The sequence below is a fragment of the Phnomibacter ginsenosidimutans genome (assembly GCF_009740285.1).
Lineage (GTDB): Bacteria > Bacteroidota > Bacteroidia > Chitinophagales > Chitinophagaceae > Phnomibacter > Phnomibacter ginsenosidimutans.
The window spans coordinates 3,622,486-3,640,649 of sequence record NZ_CP046566.1; the positions used below are offsets into that span (position 1 = coordinate 3,622,486).

General features: G+C 46.2%; 15 protein-coding genes. 5 read left to right on the plus strand and 10 right to left on the minus strand.

What is annotated here, in order from left to right; genetic code table 11:
* Positions 1-31: 31 nt before the first annotated feature.
* On the plus strand, positions 32-2,269 hold the full coding sequence (locus GLV81_RS15700; protein ID WP_157479713.1) for an FUSC family protein: 2,238 nt from the start codon (positions 32-34) through the stop codon (positions 2,267-2,269).
* 157 nt (positions 2,270-2,426) lie between these two features.
* On the opposite strand, the gene GLV81_RS15705 is transcribed toward GLV81_RS15700, so the two are convergent.
* From GLV81_RS15705 to GLV81_RS15730, 7 genes are all read right to left on the minus strand, one after another.
* The gene (locus tag GLV81_RS15705) at positions 2,427-2,615 is read right to left on the minus strand and encodes a type II toxin-antitoxin system antitoxin (protein WP_157479714.1); all 189 of its coding nucleotides are present in this window, start codon (positions 2,613-2,615) and stop codon (positions 2,427-2,429) included.
* Between the two features lie 90 nt (positions 2,616-2,705).
* Entirely contained in the window at positions 2,706-3,569 is an 864-nt protein-coding gene (locus GLV81_RS15710; RefSeq protein ID WP_157479715.1) for an SPFH domain-containing protein, read from the minus strand.
* A gap of 126 nt (positions 3,570-3,695) precedes the next feature.
* Complete coding sequence (locus GLV81_RS21775; protein WP_197428545.1) at positions 3,696-3,869, minus strand: response regulator transcription factor; 174 nt, start codon at positions 3,867-3,869, stop codon at positions 3,696-3,698.
* The gene (locus GLV81_RS15715) at positions 3,841-4,341 is read right to left on the minus strand and encodes a response regulator (protein WP_197428547.1); all 501 of its coding nucleotides are present in this window, start codon (positions 4,339-4,341) and stop codon (positions 3,841-3,843) included. The genes GLV81_RS21775 and GLV81_RS15715 overlap by 29 nt, the downstream gene beginning before the upstream one ends.
* 5 nt (positions 4,342-4,346) lie before the next feature.
* On the minus strand, positions 4,347-5,117 hold the full coding sequence (locus GLV81_RS15720; protein WP_157479716.1) for a sensor histidine kinase: 771 nt from the start codon (positions 5,115-5,117) through the stop codon (positions 4,347-4,349).
* Entirely contained in the window at positions 5,099-5,749 is a 651-nt protein-coding gene (locus tag GLV81_RS15725) for a hypothetical protein (protein ID WP_157479717.1), read from the minus strand. The genes GLV81_RS15720 and GLV81_RS15725 overlap by 19 nt, the downstream gene beginning before the upstream one ends.
* A 32-nt stretch (positions 5,750-5,781) precedes the next feature.
* Positions 5,782-6,534 (minus strand): hypothetical protein, encoded by a 753-nt coding sequence (locus GLV81_RS15730; protein ID WP_157479718.1) that lies wholly within the window; start codon positions 6,532-6,534, stop codon positions 5,782-5,784.
* A 331-nt stretch (positions 6,535-6,865) separates the two neighbouring features.
* Here GLV81_RS15730 and GLV81_RS15735 point away from each other — a divergent pair, with 331 nt between their 5' ends.
* The 3 genes from GLV81_RS15735 (at position 6,866) to GLV81_RS15745 (ending at position 9,830) form a co-directional block, all read left to right on the plus strand.
* Positions 6,866-8,065 carry a hypothetical protein gene (locus tag GLV81_RS15735; protein WP_157479719.1) on the plus strand — a complete coding sequence of 400 codons (1,200 nt, stop codon included), beginning with the start codon at positions 6,866-6,868 and terminating at the stop codon, positions 8,063-8,065.
* A gap of 92 nt (positions 8,066-8,157) precedes the next feature.
* Positions 8,158-9,258: a hypothetical protein gene (locus GLV81_RS15740; RefSeq protein ID WP_157479720.1), complete on the plus strand. Its 1,101-nt coding sequence runs from the start codon at positions 8,158-8,160 to the stop codon at positions 9,256-9,258.
* A 98-nt stretch (positions 9,259-9,356) separates the two neighbouring features.
* Positions 9,357-9,830, plus strand: coding sequence for an OsmC family protein (locus tag GLV81_RS15745; RefSeq protein WP_157479721.1), 474 nt, complete (start codon positions 9,357-9,359; stop codon positions 9,828-9,830).
* Positions 9,831-9,910: 80 nt separating this feature from the next.
* On the opposite strand, the gene GLV81_RS15750 is transcribed toward GLV81_RS15745, so the two are convergent.
* Complete coding sequence (locus tag GLV81_RS15750) at positions 9,911-11,764, minus strand: 2-oxoacid:acceptor oxidoreductase subunit alpha (RefSeq protein WP_157479722.1); 1,854 nt, start codon at positions 11,762-11,764, stop codon at positions 9,911-9,913.
* Between the two features lie 254 nt (positions 11,765-12,018).
* Here GLV81_RS15750 and GLV81_RS15755 point away from each other — a divergent pair, with 254 nt between their 5' ends.
* Positions 12,019-13,347: a CHAT domain-containing protein gene (locus GLV81_RS15755; protein WP_157479723.1), complete on the plus strand. Its 1,329-nt coding sequence runs from the start codon at positions 12,019-12,021 to the stop codon at positions 13,345-13,347.
* Between the two features lie 8 nt (positions 13,348-13,355).
* On the opposite strand, the gene GLV81_RS15760 is transcribed toward GLV81_RS15755, so the two are convergent.
* Together GLV81_RS15760 and GLV81_RS15765 are read right to left on the minus strand one after the other, a co-directional pair.
* On the minus strand, positions 13,356-14,597 hold the full coding sequence (locus GLV81_RS15760) for an aspartate aminotransferase family protein (RefSeq protein ID WP_157479724.1): 1,242 nt from the start codon (positions 14,595-14,597) through the stop codon (positions 13,356-13,358).
* A gap of 18 nt (positions 14,598-14,615) precedes the next feature.
* Entirely contained in the window at positions 14,616-18,098 is a 3,483-nt protein-coding gene (locus tag GLV81_RS15765) for a TraB/GumN family protein (protein ID WP_197428550.1), read from the minus strand.
* Positions 18,099-18,164 lie beyond the last annotated feature (66 nt).

An 18,164-nucleotide genomic window follows, 5' to 3' on the forward strand; every position in this document is an offset into this window, starting at 1 on the left:
ATCTGCCGCATTTCATTCACCTTTGCCGCAGATGACACTGTTCAATCTTCCCACACAATGGCAGCAGTACCGCCGTTTCATGCATTCGTTTTATTTCTACGAAGGCATGCGGCTTACTGTGGGCATTATGCTACCCGTGTTGCTGGGTATTTACTTCCGCCACAATAGCTGGGGCATTGCAGCGGCTATTGGTGCTTTGGCAGCAGGCATCACCGATTTTCCGGGGCCCATTCACCACCGCATCAATGGTATTGTAGCAGTATCACTTTCGGTGGTGGGCATTACCCTCATCACAGGTCAACTAATTCATCACCCGTGGGCTTTGGGTTTGTTTATTGCAGTAGCTGGTTTTGCATTTGCCATCATCACTGTGTATGGCAACAGAGCCGCTCAAATTGGTACCGCCAGTCTGGTCATTCTTACACTGCTGGTAGATGAAACCCGAGTGGTGCATTCGTACAACGAGCTGGCATTAGTGACGCTTGCCGGTGCCCTTATGTATTTACTGCTCAGCCTTTTGCTCTACCGCTTACGGCCCTACAAACTGGTACAGCAAGTGCTGGGCCAGTGCATGCAGCAAACAGCCGTATACCTGGAGCTGAAATCCCGTTTCTACTTGCCCCAACCCAACTACGATGCACTCTATCAGGAGCTCACCGAAGCTCAGGTACACATCAATGCAGCGCAGCAAAATGTGCGGGAGATTATGTTTAAAACCCGCAGCATTATTAAAGAAAGTACACATACCAGTAAAGTGTTGCTGCTGGCCTTTCTGGATCTGGTGGATCTGTTTGATAGTGTGATGGCTTCGCAGCCCAACTACCGTTTGATGCAAACGCATTTGCAAACACATCCATTGTTGCCCCGCATGCATGCCTTGCTGCAGCGCATGGCCACGGAGCTCAACCAAACCGGGCAGGCTTTTGCCGAAGGCAATGCTTATCCGCCGGTGCCCGATACCGCCACTGCTATTCAAGAGCTCAATCAGTTGTTTGAAGCATCCCGCCACGAGATACTCGATGCCGATTTAATTGAAGCATTCATTACCCTGCGACATGCATTGGATGCCTTGGAAGATGTGTATCACAAGCTGGCATTGCTGCAGCAATACAGCACCTACCACAAAGGCATAGACCTGAGTAGAAAAGTAGAATACCAGCGGTTTATTGTACCCAGTTATTTCAGTGGGCGGCAGGTGCTCAACAACCTGAGCTGGCGAAGCAATATTTTCCGGTATTCCATTCGCATGATGACGGCCATGCTGGCCGGTTACTGGCTGGCGCAAATGTTGCCCATTGGCCATGCCTATTGGGTGGTGCTCACCATTGTGGTGATTTTAAAACCCGCTTACGCCATCACCCGCCAGCGAAACATCGACCGCTTGCTGGGTACATTTATTGGCGTGGCCATTGGCGCCGGCATTTTGTACAGCACCACTCACACGGGCATTTTGCTCGGCTGCATGTTGGTCTTCATGATTTTGTCGTTCAGCTTTTGGCGGCACAAATACTTCATCAGTGTATTAACGTTGACCGTATTTATTGTACTGGCCATGCAGTTGCTCAATCCCGGCAACTTCACATTGCTGCTCAAAGACAGGTTGATAGATACGGTGATTGGATCTTGTATCGCATTTGTATTTACGCTGCTTATACCACCTGTTTGGGAGAAGTTGCAGATAGGTGCTCTCACCCGCCAAACCATTCACGACAACAAGCGTTGGTTCGATTACATCAGCATGGCATTTGAAGGAAAGCAGTTGCACATTAGTGAGTACAAATTACATCGCAAGCAACTCTATGTTTCTTTGGCCAACTTCAGCGATGCTTTTCAACGCATGACTAATGAACCCAAGGCCATGCAGCAACAAGCGCCTTACTGGCAGCAGTTGCTGGTGAGCAATCACACACTGGCTTCGCACATGGCTGCACTCTACAATGAGCTGCAAGAACTGCAGGAAACAGAATGGCTCGATGATTTTTTACCCATCACCCGGCAAATCAGTAACCGCCTTCAAACGGCTCTCAGCTTCTTAGGCGAAACTGGCGGCCAACAACAAGAAGGTGCCGCCACCGGCATGGAAGAAGTGGCGATACGCCATGAGGTAAATCAACTACTGGAGCAACGCCGGCAAGAGCTGGAACGAGGCGAAATGGAAACCCATACCCGGGGCAAATTAGTGGCCCTCAAAAGCATTCTCGATCAGCTGGACATGATGCTGCAACTGAGCGGCGATATTAGAAGGGTGAGTAGAAAAATAAGCAGATAGATAGGACGCGGATGTATGGGACGCTGATTGCCGCGGACAAAAGGGGATTTTCACGGATTTTTATTATTGATACAACTGCCTTGCCAATTGCAAACTGACGACTGCAAACTTTTTCACTTACACGTATTGGTGTACATGAGAAACACTCTTTTACTTCTCAGTTTTTTTTTGCAGTAACAGGCGGCGAAGTATTTTTCATATGCCCTGCATCTTTCAACGCCTTATTGATCAAATATTCCAACTGTCCGTTGATGCTGCGAAACTCATCAGCCGCCCATTGTTCGAGCAGCTGATAAGTAGCAGCGTCTAAACGCAATACAAAATTCTTTTTCGATTCTTTTGCCATCTTCAGACATTTAAACCACAAAGGCGCAAGGCACACAAAGGGGCACAAAGTTTGTATTCATTATTGCCTATTCACTCATTGCCTTTTCACTTAGTACAGGCTTCCGGCATTTACCACGGGCTGTGCACTACGTTCGCTACACAGTACCACCATCAGGTTGCTCACCATAGCAGCTTTGCGTTCTTCATCCAGTTGTACTATTTCCTTTTTGCTCAATTGCTCCAATGCCATTTCCACCATGCCTACGGCACCTTCTACAATTTTAGCACGGGCCGCAACAATGGCGGTTGCTTGCTGGCGCTGTAGCATGGCTCCTGCAATTTCTGTAGAGTAGGCCAGGTGGCTCAGGCGGGCTTCTATTACCTGTATGCCGGCAATAGCTAAGCGTTCTGTTACTTCATGCTCCAGCATATCGTTCACCTCAGTAGAGCTGCTGCGCAACGTAATTTCTTCGGTATCGTGTTCAAAGTTGTCGTAGGCGTAGGCGCCAGCCAACTTACGGATGGCCGCCTCACTTTGTGTTTCTACAAAGCTTTGATAGTTGTCTACTTCAAAAGCAGCCTTGTAGGCATTTTCTACTTTCCATACCACTACGGCACCAATCATAATGGGGTTGCCATGCTTGTCGTTTACTTTAATGGGTTTGGTATCGAGGTTATTGGCCCGCAGGCTGATTTTCTTTTTGGTGAAAAAAGGGTTTACCCAAAAGAAACCATTGCTGCTCACTGTACCCACATATTTACCAAACAGGGTGAGCACCCGGCTGCTGTTAGGCTCAATGGCAATAAAGCCGGACACGGCAACAGTGAATGCCAGCACCACTACAACACCAGCGCCTATCAAGGCAGGGTTTTCGTCGGCGCCCAGCACAAAACAAACGATAGCTGCAGCCAACAACAAGAGCGACACAAACAGCGTAAACCAGCCAGAACGGGGTGTGATAATCTTTTCCATAATTGATATTATTTTGATATCACAAAGATATAAATGCCCGCTGTCCGGCATCTCCGTTTCGGATGAATGGTAAAAAAGCTTACACGAATGAAAATGAATGAACAGGAATGTAAATGTGAGGACAGACTAGTGCATAAGCCCGGCTTTTAAAGCGTAGATGGCCAAACCCACCCTGCCTTTTACATCTAACTTTTGCATGAGTGCATCCCTGTAAGTTTCTACGGTTCTGGGGCTGCAATTCATTTGCACCGCCATTTCTTTATAAGAAAGTTCAGTTGCACAAAGGCAAAGAAACTCCATTTCCCGTTTGGTGATATTGGGTGTTGATACAGGCGTACCTGTTTTTTCGCGGCGAAGGCATTGCACTATTTTTTTGGGTAGCCCATGCAGGAAAATAAGCACCACTATCTGCCACCGCCTTTAAAGCCTCCTGCAATTGAGCTGGGGTACAATTTTTAAGGATGTAACCGTTTGCGCCGGCTTCTACCATTTTTAGCAAACTCTGTTCATCATCGAGCATACTCAGGCAAAGCACTTTTATTTCGGGATGTTTTTCTTTTAACCAAAGTGTGGTTTCATACCCGTTCATGCCGGGCATGTTAATGTCTACCAGCACTATGTCGGGCAAGGCTCCTCGCTGCTGCATACGTTGTTGCAATTCAATTCCGTTAGCACACTCATACAATACTTCGTACTGCTGAAATGAGCTGATGATTCCGCCCAATGCTCTGGCTATCAACAAATGATCATCTACCAATACAATCTTCATCATACCAACTAAATATCTACAGTTACTAATAAAGAAGTGCCATCTCCATGCTTGGAGCTTAAGGTAGCAGTACCTCCAATTGATGCTACCCTTGCCTGAATGTTCATCAGTCCTGATCCTCCTTTTGGTGTGGCAGTCATCGAAAATCCAATGCCATTGTCTTGCAAAAGCAACTGTACCTGATTGTTGCTGTATTTACAAGTAACATAAATGATGCTGCACTGTGCATGCCGCACACTGTTTTGCAAAAACTCCTGCAAAACCCTTAGCAATACTTGTCTGTGAGTATCAGCAATTACCAGCCCTAAGTCTTCAAACTCATACTCAACTTTGCATTTACCAATTTTATTAACTGCCTCGCAGGTAGCGCTAAGCACACTGGCGAAATTGGCAGCAGTGTGGGTATGGTGGTTGAGTGCTTTTGAAAGCAACCGAAGATCCCGCAACGATTCATCAATAAACTTTCCAATATCTGAAAGTCGCTCACTGTTTGCATTTTCCTGAATTAGTTGCTGCTGTACATACAAACTGGCGAGGGTGAGTTTTTGCCCTACGTTATCATGAATTTCACGGCCTATATATTGCATAGTTTCTTGCTGTGTGGCAATGGTATTTTCCATTAAGCCAGCTGCAAATTGCTCTTGCAGGCGAATGAATTCCTTGTCTGTTTCCAACTGTCGCATTTTATACATCCAAACAAAATACACCACGCCCGACAGCAAGGACAGTGTACTTATGGTAGCCGCTATAATAAAAATGATTAACTGGGCTTTCCCCATACAAATAAGATTGTAAAACAAACGTACATAATACAAGCCGCTCCCATTTGCACATACCAATACATTAAAAATACATCGGGATAATGATTATTCAACGATGTTCTGGCAGTATGAAAGGGCATAAAGATGACGTAAAACAACAGCAGCCCTACTGAAAGCCAAAAGTGCATATCAGTTTGAAAATGCAAGATAGCATCCGACTGAATCAACTTCACCAAATAAGCCATGCATAATACTAAAAGCGTTACATACCCAATAAACAGTGAGAGCATACTGGTTTTAAAGTACGATACGGGTAGCACAAACTGCTCTGCCAAAAACAGCATAATATACAGCGCAAACATCAGCTTGGCTATGTTTCTTATCCGCATGCCCAAAGGCTTCATGAGTACATGCAACAGAAGCACAAAGCGAATGGGTGCAGTGTATCTGTACAATTGCTGGTTGATGCCCGAAAGATGAATATGGTTGAGGTATTTACCCGCCATTTCGTTTACCAAAACAATTATAAGATAGACCAGCAGCCATTGCCAGTAGGTATGCTTTATTTTTTTCCATGACAGCAATCCTGCTACTACTGCACCGAACTCAAAAAAATTGAGCACCCATCTTGTTGCGTCAATGGCATTCATGTGTGTGGTGTATATAAATGGATGGATAAATGTTATTGGCTATTACCAGCAAAGTTTCTTGCATTCTGCAGCGTAGAGTTACACCCGGTACCAGGAGGGCAAAGGTCGCCTTCGTTCATATTGAAATTAGATACATTGCCGGTGAGCACAAATGCCGGAGCATTGGGCGATACTGCAATACGTTTTGCAAGGGTTATAATATCCGGCCCGGCATTGAGTGCAGAAGATTTTGGATCGAAATCTAAATGTACCCGGCCGTCTTTCAGTAAAGTATCTACAGTAGGTACCAAAAAAAGCGTATGCATATTTTCATACGCCGGGTTGTGCGGACGATAGGCACTTACATTGTTAGCATAATTGCCATAGTAAAAACGAACACCTAATTTTTCAACACTAATGCCTTTTTGCTTGCTGTATTTTTCCATCAGGCAAATAAATTTCTTCAATGTATCTGCTGCAAACCAACAGCTTTGTGCATCTATAAATGCTGCATTGATGTTTGGAGAAATACTGCCCTGCACATTGAGACCCTGGCCTCTCCTGTATTGTTCATACAAATGTTTTGAGGTGTTTTCATACCGCATAATAGCATCGGCAAACTGCGCTGGTGTTTGAAAATGCAAATCATCGGTTGCACAATTGTAACAGCTGCCATAACCTTTGTCGCTGGGCACAATAAAACTGCCGTTTTCTTCGGTTTTAAACCATTTGCCTGCTGGCGTACACGCCTGAAAGTACAGCACACAAAGGGTAAGTACGTTGGTAACCAAGAGTAATTTTTTCATAACGAAGGAATGAGGGTTGTTTATTGAATATACAATTTATAGTCTTCTTTCATGGCCCGATGATTTCTGTTTCGTTGCCCTGAAGATTCAAAGAAAATGAAATAGGAGCCACAGAGGAACCGGTGTTTTACTTCATTTACATCCGTTAATTAACGGATGCTGCAACCTGTGAAAAACAGGACTAAGAATGCGTATATGCCCCATTGCAGTAAGAATACTTGCTGCGCAGTTTTGCAGTGTTGTTGGCCAAACAGCAAAACACTTTCCAAACCCGGGCCATTGCAGAAAACCCTTTAACAGAGTATGCATTCATTCATCTAAGTAAAACACCATGAAAAAAATGATTCAATACATAGCTCTCATATTGATGCTATGTAATGCAAGCATTCATCTTATTGCTCAAAATGCAAAAAATGAACGCATCCCTCCGGCCACCCGTCTTGAACAGTCAACACAACAAAGAGGCATTTCCAATATTCCGGATTGCTTTTGCTGCGACGGTGCCTACAACCTTACACCGCCAGTCATCAGCGGACCAGACACCGCAAGATGTGGCACAACGGTTACCTTTAAATGGCCCTACAATTGTACAGGAGTAATAGTAGGTCACAATTTTTCACCATTTCCTCCTGGCGCTTCCGGCGGTGGCAACAACAACAGCGTTTCCTTTAACATACCTCCCGGGTACACAGGCAATATTACCCTTACCGTTTCTTTTAATTGTGGAGGCAAAAGTGTTACCAGCCAAAAGGTATTCACAGTAGTTTGTTGCGATTGTAATCTTCCGCCAAAGTTCGACATTGCAGGCCCAAGAGCATTGTGCGTAGGCGGAAATTGCAAGGACGACTATGTGTACACAGTGCCCAACATGAACGATGGTAAATGTTATACTTATAACTGGAGTATTTCACCTGCTGTAAGGGGCTTTAGCGGCCAGGGCACCAACAGCATCCGCATTAAATGTTCAGCACTTGCTGCTGGTACATATACCATTACCAGCCAAATTAAGTGTGGCGATAAAGTGGTAAACAGTACAGCACAAGTAGTAGCCTGCCAAAAACCCAATCCGGCATTTGCACCTCAGCCCAACCCGGCTAATCCATCTTCAGGAGTATTGGTACCCGGCACCACCTATAGCAGCCACTTCTGGTACATTGTAACAGATAATGATAATAGTGGCGACTACAGCAACGGCGATACATACATTGGCCCACTTACCGGCTCAACAGCTAATTTTTCAAACCTGGCAGTTGGCAAGCGTTATGTCTTCTATCATTTTGTGATGAATCAATGCGATGGCTTTGCTTGCTGGGATGGCATGATCATAGGTTACTCCCTTATTTCAAGCAGCATGCGGGTAGCGCCGAATGGCACCAAGGAAGAGGGCAAGCCTGAATTGAAAAAACTTGGTGAGAAAAATATCAACCTAATCAAAGACATACCTGAAGAGTTGCTCAGAAAGCTGCCTGCAGATAAAGTAGAACTCATGAGAAAGAGTGAGTATGTTGGTCATGTAACCCTATTGAAATAAGCTACCCCCACAGCTGTATTTTTTTCAGTACCACATTCTGCATCACAACCGCCAAAAACATATTCTGTTTTTGGCGGTTTAAAATACCCTCTATGAAATGGATTGTCATGGTTGTATGCCTCTGCTTTTTAAGTAGCAGCCTCCTTTCGCAAGACACACTGTACATCAAAGGCGGAGAAAAGCTTCCTGTTTCAACACTTAAACTTAAAAACGGGCAATATCGTTTTACCTACAATAGCGGCACTCAAAAAGGAGCTGTTATCGAAAGTCTGGTTGACTCATTTTTTCAATTACAGCCAGCCAAAAAAAGTAAAAAACAACAAGATGTTTTTGAGCAAGCAGCATCCGCCAATACAGCCAAAAACTGGAACGTTAATGTCTATCTATCCTTGGGGCTGGGCAATAACCTGAGCATCAATGACCCTTCAGGATTGCCAGATAAATCGAGCCTTTCGGGCGATGTAGCCTTAGATGTAAATGCCAATTATCAACCCGCAAACAAACGCTTTTCGGCTACGAACGAATTGCACTATCTGCTGAGTGTACAAAAACAGAGTTTAACCAGATCGGCACATTTACAAATAGCTCAAGACAACATCAATACACTGCACGATATAGCATGGCGTACTGGAAAAAGTTCATCGTGGAATATCAATTCGGTTATTCGCATTTCCTCTCCGTTGATTACCCAATTTGATGGCAACTACTTTTCCAATCATACAGGGCTTGGCCGTATCAGCGGATTGGCCAGCCCTTACGAATTAACCTTTGCGCCGGGCATAAAATACCAGCCCAATCAGGCTTTCCGCTTTTCTGTTTCACCTTACTCATTTCGAGTAATAGGTGTAACCATGACAGATGTGCTTGCAAAAGGATTGTACATCACAGATATAGATGCTTTGGGCAATTACAAAACATTTGTATTTAAAAGGCTTGGCGCCGAAATAAACCTGTGGTTTGATAAGCAAATAAAAGAATGGTTGAGCATGCAATACCGCATAAGCATATCGGGCAACTACTTTGAACAAATTGCGAAAAATGGTATGCTGGATGGTTTACTCATCACTCGTTTCCGCCTCATTAAAGATTTGTACCTCACCCATCGGGTGTCCATTCAAAACTCATTTAGTAACGCTTTCTTTAAACCCTTCCTTAACCAAAACATTTTGCTGAGCTATAGTAAATCTCTCTGATGTAGAACAAAAACCAACCAACATCATGCTGCAACGTAACCTTTAGCACCCTGCAAGCTCAGCGCCTGTTTCACCTTTAGCTTCCTAAAACTTGTTGCATGGAACACGTTCATTATTACTATACCTGTATTCGCTGGGAAGCCGACCGCAAAGGCACCGCCCGTTCTTCTGTACTCGATCAATCTATTGAAGTAGCTACGCCGCCAGAGTTTGCCAAAGGCATGCCGGGCATCTGGAGCCCCGAGCATTTGTTTGTAGCGGCTGTCAACAGTTGCCTGATGACTACTTTTTTGGCCGTGGCCGAAAATTTCAAACTGGACTTTTCCCACTTTGAAAGCCATGCCAAAGGCAAGCTGGAAATAGTAGATAAAAAGTTTATGATGAGTGAAGTGGTGCTGCGCCCCATTGTACACGTAGCTACCGATGCCGAGGTTGAAAAAGCCATGAAAGTGCTGCACAAAAGTGAAGCTGCTTGCCTCATCAGCAACTCCATCAAATCAACCATTGTATTTGAGCCGGAAGTACTGGTACAAGCGGCACTCGAAAGCGAAGTGGCCGAACTACAATCCTGATCATTTTTCTGATGGATGATGCCAATAAAAAGCCCGCTGTGTACAGCGGGCTTTTTTGTGTATGCTATTGAAAGATGCTATTACAAATACTTGCGGATTTCCTCAACCAGCTCGGTGCGGGTAATAGGATTGCCCTTGATTTTGTTGTAGCCCTTGGCATCCACCAAATATTGGTCGCGGATGATTTTGATGAGCTGACCGTTGTTGATTTCTGGAATCAGTACGGTGTCGTAGTTCTTCAAAATGTCGCCCAGGTTTTTGGGGAAAGGACGCACATAACGCAAATGCGCATGGGCCACTGCATGACCTTCAGCCAGCAAATCGCTGACAGCTGTTTTGATAGCACCGTAAGTACTACCCCAGCCCAGTACCAGTACCTTACCTTTTTCTACACCGCTATCCAGCTTTTGCAAAGGCAAAAATTCCGCCAGCTTGTCTACTTTTTCCTGACGCAGTTTCACCATGAATTCATGGTTGTCTGCTTCATAGTTTACGTTGCCGGTAATGTGTTGCTTTTCCAAACCTCCAATGCGGTGCTCCAGACCCGGCGTGCCAGGTACAGCCCAAGGACGAGCCAGCTTTTCATCGCGGCGGTATGGTTGGTATTTTTCTTCGTCTTCGGCGAGTTCAGTTTTGAACTTTACTTCAATAGCCGGTAAGTCGTCGGCATTGGGAAACTTCCACGGCTCGGCGCCATTGGCAATGTAGCCGTCGCTCAGCAAAATAATGGGCGTCATATGCTGCACGGCAATGCGGCAGGCTTCCATGGCTACTTCAAAACAATCGGCCGGAGTGCTGGCGCTAATCACCGGCATAGGCGCTTCACCATTGCGACCGTAGTAAGCCTGCAGCAGGTCGCTCTGCTCGGTTTTGGTAGGCAAACCCGTGCTGGGTCCACCCCGCTGTATGTTCACAATCACCAACGGAATTTCCATCATCATGGCCAGGCCCATGGCTTCTGTTTTCAGTGCCATGCCCGGGCCACTCGTAGTGGTAATGCCGAGGCTGCCTCCGTAAGAAGCGCCTATCGCTGTCGCAATCGCTGCAATTTCATCTTCGGCCTGAAAGGTGCGAACACCAAAGTTTTTGTACTTGCTCAGCTCATGCAAAATATCGCTGGCAGGCGTAATGGGATAGCTACCCAAAAAGAGCGGCAAGCCACTTTTTTCAGCAGCGGCAATGAGGCCATAGGCCAATGCCTGATTGCCCATAATGCTGCGGTACACACCGGGTTCCATTTTAGCCTTTTCCACCTTGAAACGGGTGGTAAAGGTTTCAATGGTATCGCCGTAGTTGTAACCGGCTTGCAGCACTTTGATATTGCTGTTCAGGATTTCATCTTTTTTACCAAACTTCTCTTGCAAAAAGCTGATGGTGCTGTCCATGCCACGGTCAAACATCCAGTAGAGGTAGCCGAGCACAAACATGTTTTTGGCACGGTCTTTCTCTTTGGTACCCATGGTAAAGTCTTTGGTGGCTTCACGGGTCAGTTTGGTTACATCAATTTTGGTTACCTCATACCCTTCCAGGCTGCCGTCTTCCAAAGGATTCACTCCTTCGGGATAGTTGGCCAGCCGCAGGTTTTTGGCATCAAAGCCATCGGTATTGGCAATGATCTTAGCGCCTTTTTTCAGCTGCTTCAGGTTGGCTTTGAGGGCAGCCGCATTCATGGCTACGAGTACATCACACAAATCGCCGGGGGTAAATACGGGGTTGCTGCTAAAACGCAACTGAAAGCCCGACACACCCGCCAGTGTACCCTGCGGGGCACGAATTTCGGCCGGAAAATCGGGGAAGGTAGCCGGATCGATACCCAGCAATGCCGTGTTGTTGGTAAACTGGCTGCCGGTCAATTGCATGCCATCGCCGCTATCGCCGGCAAACTTGATGACTACATCCTGTAATACGGTAGTCTCCTTGGGGCTTGTACTCATAATTGGTAAGCAAAAAATTGAATGGTCACAAATGTAAGGGTGCAGCCCCGTATGAAAACAGGACGAAAATCACCCTGCCCAACTTGTGGAATAAGTACGGGTTTTGGTATCGATTGCGTGGTTCAAACCCACACAAAATTCCCTTTGTAGCAAACAGCTCTTTGTATTCTCACCGTGTGCCCCGCCAACTTGTTGGATGTTGACCGGCAAGAATCAATTCAGTAAAAGTGCCTGAGTCAGGCTATTTTTCAGGTATGAAATGGCTGCTGTTCTTATTACTGCCCACGGCACTGCTGGCGCAGGAAAAAACGGATGTTTTATTTAACCGCTATTATGCCCAAAGCATAGAAAAGCTGCGGGAAATATATACCGTGCGAAATGCAGCCTTCATTTGCCAGCCCGGCAATGCGGGTACCAATTATCAGCAGGAAGTGAAAGATTACATCCGGGCGTTTAAAGCAAAAGCTCCCGAAGTGGGGGTGCTTTTTTATAGCGTAAGCCCCGACACGTTGCGGATTTGGCTGGGCACTTTGCAGCAATGGCGCTACGCCGAAACGAAAATAAAAGCCAGCAAACTTGCCGACATTGAATACCAATTGCGGACCGCATTGGGTGTAGAATCGTTGGCAGCTACCCGGGCCCCGCTGGCCAAAACCGGCGATGAAGCAACGCTTCGGTCCAGTATCAAAAAAAGCGCCATTGCCAAACCTGCTTCTCTCCAAAAAGCCATTCAGGATGCAACGGCTTTGCTTCTACCCGCCAGCATAGCCGACGGCCTGAAAGGATTGTCGCACTTGTTCATTATTCCAGAATACAACATCGGGCAATTTCCTTTTCATGTGCTGCAGCCTTACGGCAATAACAGTTATTTGGTAGACAGCCTGAGCTGGTCGTTTGTACCGCACCTCTGCAACTTCGAAGCGTTTGCCATGGAGAACGCCATGAAAATGGGCAAGCCAAACCAACTGAAAGCCAACAACCCATTGGTAGTTGGCAACCCGGCATATAGCCAAGAGGCGCCTTTTTATTTGCCCGACTTACCGGGTGCAGCGGCAGAAGCCAGCCTGGTTGGCAATGCATTGGAAACAACATCGCTGCTGCAAGCCTCGGCCAATATTAGTACTGTGAAACAGCTGGCGCCAAAAGCCGACCTGCTGTATTTTGCTACTCACGGCCACTTCGACAATAGCAAAATGCTGGATGGAAGTTTTCTGGCATTTGCGCCTGACAGCAGCAGTGCAACAGGACTGCTATCTGCCAGAGACATTCAACAGATGAAGCTGAAAGCAGAACTGGCCATTTTGAGTGCCTGCCAAACCGGTTTCGGAAAAGTATTTGCGGGAGGTTTTCATGGCATTGGCAGGGCCTTTTACAAAGCCGGTGTCAATTTCAGCGTCATCAGTCTGTGGAGCGTGAATGATGCTGCCACCAAAGAACTGATGATCCGGTATTTGGTAAAACTCATGAATCCTGATTATTTCTATCCTGCAAGGCAATTGCAAGAAGCCATTCAGGCGGTGAAAAAGAAATATCCAGAGCCTGCCAACTGGGCCGCTTTCTCCGTGTTTGGATTTACCTATTGATGGTGATTTTACGCTTCAACCACCTGGTTGATGGTTTGCAACAACACCGCACAAACAGCACTAATTTCTTCGGCACTAATAATAAGGGGCGGCGCTATGCGCAGACAATTGGGGGCAAACAAAAACCAATCGGTTACCACGCCTGCTTTTACTGCTGCATGGCAAATGCGTTGGCACAATTCGGCCGATTCAAACTCAACTGCCAGCAACAATCCGCGGCCGTGAATGGCTTTGATAGCGGGATGATGTAACAGGCTGCGAAACTGCAGTTCCTTTTCGATGACAGTTTCCAGTTTGCAGTTTGCAGCTTGCAAGGAAGAATGCCCTGGAAATTGCAAATTGATATTTGCAAACTTGATTAGCTCCTCAAATGCAGCTAACCCCGCAGCACAACAAACGGGATGCCCCGCAAATGTGCTGATGTGGCCCAGTACCGGATTAAATGTCAACTGCTGCATGTGTGCATGCGATGCAATGAACGCACCCAGCGGCAGCCCACCACCCAAGGCTTTGCCGAGTAATAAAATATCGGGCACCACACCGTATTGCTCAAATGCCCACAGCGACCCCGTTCGGCCAAAGCCGGTTTGTATTTCATCAAACACCAATAACGTACCCGTATCTGTGCAGCGTTGGCGCAGGGCGGTGAGCCATGCTTGTTGAGCAGGTTTGGCGCCAGCTTCTGCCTGTACTACTTCTGCCACTACACAGGCTGTTTTTTCGGTGATGCTCTTCAAGGCTTCATCAGTATTGAAATCTACATGCCATACATCGGGCAACAAAGGCCGGTAGGCATTGCGCCAATACTCACCACCCATTATGCTGAGGGCGCCTTGTGTACTACCATGGTAGGCATTGTTGAAAGCAATGATTTGTGTACGACCCGTCACCCGTTTGGCCAGCTTCATGGCACCTTCTGCAGCTTCGGCACCACTGTTGGTAAAATACACACAGTCAAGCGATGCAGGCAGCAAACTGCTGAGGCGTTTGGCATACTGCACCTGCGGCGATTCAATAATTTCGCCATACACCAGCAGGTGCATGTAATCTTCCACCTGTTTATTGATGGCCGCTTTTACTGCCGGATGCCCATGCCCAATGTTCATCACACTAAAGCCGCTGATGGCATCTATATAACGCTGTCCGGCAACATCCCACATGTAAATACCTTCGGCCTTTACAATTTCTAAGCCAATGGGTGCCGGCGATGTTTGCGCCACGTGTTGTAAAAAAAGCTGACGATTGTTCATGGTAATGAAGCTGCAAACTTACTCTTCTTCTTTGGGAGCATCTACTTCAGTTTGCTCTTCCTCAAGAGATTTCAGGTATTCCTTTAACCATTTGTCGACATTCTTTTTATCAAAAGGATCACCGGACAAATAGGTGGCATACACATTTTCTTCCTGCAATGACACATTGTTTCTATCCAACGCAAACGGACCGGCAACAGCATGGTAGTAACTCAACTTGTTTTCTTCTTCATACAAGCCTGCTTTAAACAAATAGAAGCGATACTTTTTGCCCATGAACAGAAGCTCTCTTTCGCCCACTGCTATCAGTGTATCAATGTCATAGTCATCAACATTATCGTACAAATATGCTTCAGCCATCATCAGCTGGGTGCGGTATTTGGCAGGCATCACTTTTACTTGCTCATTTTCTTCGAGCAGGCTGTACAAACTGCTGCGCCAGTACGGATCTGCACTGTACTTGGCTATTGGTTCCGTAGGATACACTTCGTGATCAATCAGCTGTTGCAATGCCTGATAACCGATATAACCTGTATCGGCCAACTTGGTTGCGTAATCAAACAACAATCCATCTGCCTCTGGGGTAGCCAGCTTGCCCAGCGCTTTAATAACCTCGTTCATATAAGGATAGTACTCGTCTTTATTGCGAGAGATTAGCTGCAACATGTTGCGGCCAAGTGTCATTACATCTTCCTGAAAGCTAGCAGGGGTTTGTACCGCATAGTTGCTGTCCTGTGCATGCTGATGCATCATTACAACAGCCGGGCCATAGGTGGTATCAGTTACCAGCTTGTACCAGCCGGGCAGTAGTGGTGCTATTGCTTCAGGATGCTGATAAAATACACCGAAGAAGTTGCCAACAGCGGGTTCTTTCTCTTTTGTAAATGGAACATTTTTTTGCACAAATGCCAAAGCGTTTGTTGTACCCAATTTCACCAGCAATCGCAACGCTTTCGACTGGCCGTTACCTGCCGCATCTGCTTTTATGTAAGCATCCTGTATGGCAGCTATATCAGTGCTGTCTGCAAGTTTGTCAATGATATCCCAGAGTTCATCTTGCAGGTTGGGATAAGAGCTATCACGGCTCCATTTTCCTGCAGCTTCTTTCAGCAACATGGGTAGTTCATTTCTGGTAAATGGCAATTCATCCAGCCCACGAACAAGCGTTGCAAAAGCGTCTTCATCCGGTGCATGGCGCAGCAGCTCAAATACAGTTGCCGATGTGTTTTTGGTAACGTCGAGCGGAGTGGCTTTTTTACCAATTGATAATGCATCAAACCATTGGTTGATTACAGGCATTTGCAAAGCCGTTTCATCACCCATCATTTGCTGACGGTACACTTTGCTACCCCATTTGTGTAGGCGTACCCGCAATTGCGAAGCAGACTCTTTGAGTTGCAACCATGCATCCAACCTGGGCACAGATTGATAAACCGTATATGCCATTTTAATGACAGTTGCCTTTTCGTTTAGCATCACTTTTTCCAGCATGGCCATTAGCAATGCCGAGTCTGAACTGGCCCAGGTATAGGGCTTTAATTCAAGCTGCTTCGTTTCCATCGCCAAGGCCCAATATGGATTGTACGCATTGATTTCGGTGCTGTCATCGCTACCCCAGCGATTGGCAAAATGGGCCAGTGAATCGAAGTAGCCAACTTCCAGACTGTCCAGCGTCATCTTTCGCAGATTCATTGTCGGATAAGGCAATAACGCAAAGCTATTGAAGAATGCATCTTTGGCTATGGCATTGTAAGTAAGCTTATTGTCGAAGTACCAAACGGTGTACAATCTTCCGCCCCGCTTTAGCATTCTCAGTTCATACTGTATACCGCCTTCCATTTTGCCGGTTACAATGGCAGCCGGATGCTGTAACCACTGTGTGTCGATGTGTTCCAACGACTCCTTTACAGAAACGCCTCGCAACCCTTCATAAATGTTTTGCATCAATTCCTTATCGTTGCTAAAATCGCCGTATTCGTTGATGCGCAACACTTTCACCATGGTTTCTGTACTGCTTCCGGCAGCTCTTTTGTACAATATTTTTTCGTGGAGGTGTCTGTTTGATTCATCTTTTTCACTAAAGCCATCGGGGTTTACATCGGGAGTGCCGGGAAACTGAATTGAAAAAAGTTCTTCAACATCGGTATAGGTAATAAAACTGATATCTTTTTTGGCAGTGAGTTGCAGCGACTGTACAAACCGATTGGCATTGGTACCAAACAGTTTGGTGCTATCGTTGGCCCCTACCATCAGCATATACAAATCCTGATTCCTGCTGAACAATACCAACCGTATGCCTTGCATTTCTTTACTGGAAAACAGCGCTTCCTTTCCTTTGAGCCCGTTCAGTTCTATACTGCGCAACAGCTGTGGTTCTTTACCGCTGCTGTTTTTGCTGGCGCCAATTGCAGCAGCAGTAAGCATGCTGTCTTGGTTGCCACTCGTGATATCTTCCTGCGATACCACATGCATGATGTAGTAAAACATATTCTCCTGCCAGTCGATGTACATGTGCATCTTCAGGCCTGTATTTTTCACATCATTCTCGCTGGGCTTGCCCGGCATTTGCAATATCAAACCGCTTTCCTCAAGGTTGACAGTTACCCAATCCGCAGCTTTCTTTTTCGCTACGTTGGTCATGCTGCCGGGCTCGTATTTGCTGGCATGTATTTTTTGTTTGCTGTACACTGGCACTACCGTGTAACCCGCCTTTCGCAGCAATTGTATCAGGCCCTGGTCGCCGGGCAGGTGGGCTAAACCTACTGCTGTAAATAAACTGTATTGCTGCATAGCAGGTATCATTTTTTGCAGCATCAGTTTGTTGCGGCCCGAAAGAAATGGTTCTTCTACTTCGGGTGGCATGGCACTTACATAGTTGCGTACAGCATTCAGGTCGGTATTCAGGTAGGCTTTAATGAGCTGTTGAGAAGTTTTATCGTCAGTAAAATCGCCGAGTACATACTCTGGATTTTTATTGAAGAGCAGTTCATCCATCAACTTTATCCGATCTTCTACCCGCTCCAGTCCTACTATTTCTTTGCCCATGCTTTGCGATATGGTCATGAGGTACATGTCCATAAACGTGTCCATTTTTTTAGTTCCGGCTGCTTTGGCAAAAGCCTGATTGTTCTGCTTCAGCATGGCTTCGGCAAGGGTCAGGTTTTCAATGGGCTCTTTAAACTTCGACTGGTATTTTTTCTTTAGCTGCTTGAGTGTTTCAGCATCTACCATTTGGCCAATGGTGGTTTTCTTTTTGGATTTGAAATAGTAATCCAACGATTGCCCCACAATGCTATCCGGATGTATTTCCATAGCATAGGCATCTGCCGATTCGATGTAGTGATACAGTGAATCAGGAAAATTGAACAAGGCTTCATTTTGCAGGTGAATGGTACCCCACAAAAACGAAGGTTTACTCAGGCCATTGCCGGTAATGCGGTACAAAAAGCTGTTGGCTTCCTGCGCCTGTGCAGTGTTGAACTGCCAACTCAGGAGGAGCATAAAACAAATAGGAACGCAGCGGAAAGTTCTAACGAACAGGTTGTTGAAGTAATTCATGCAAGAGCG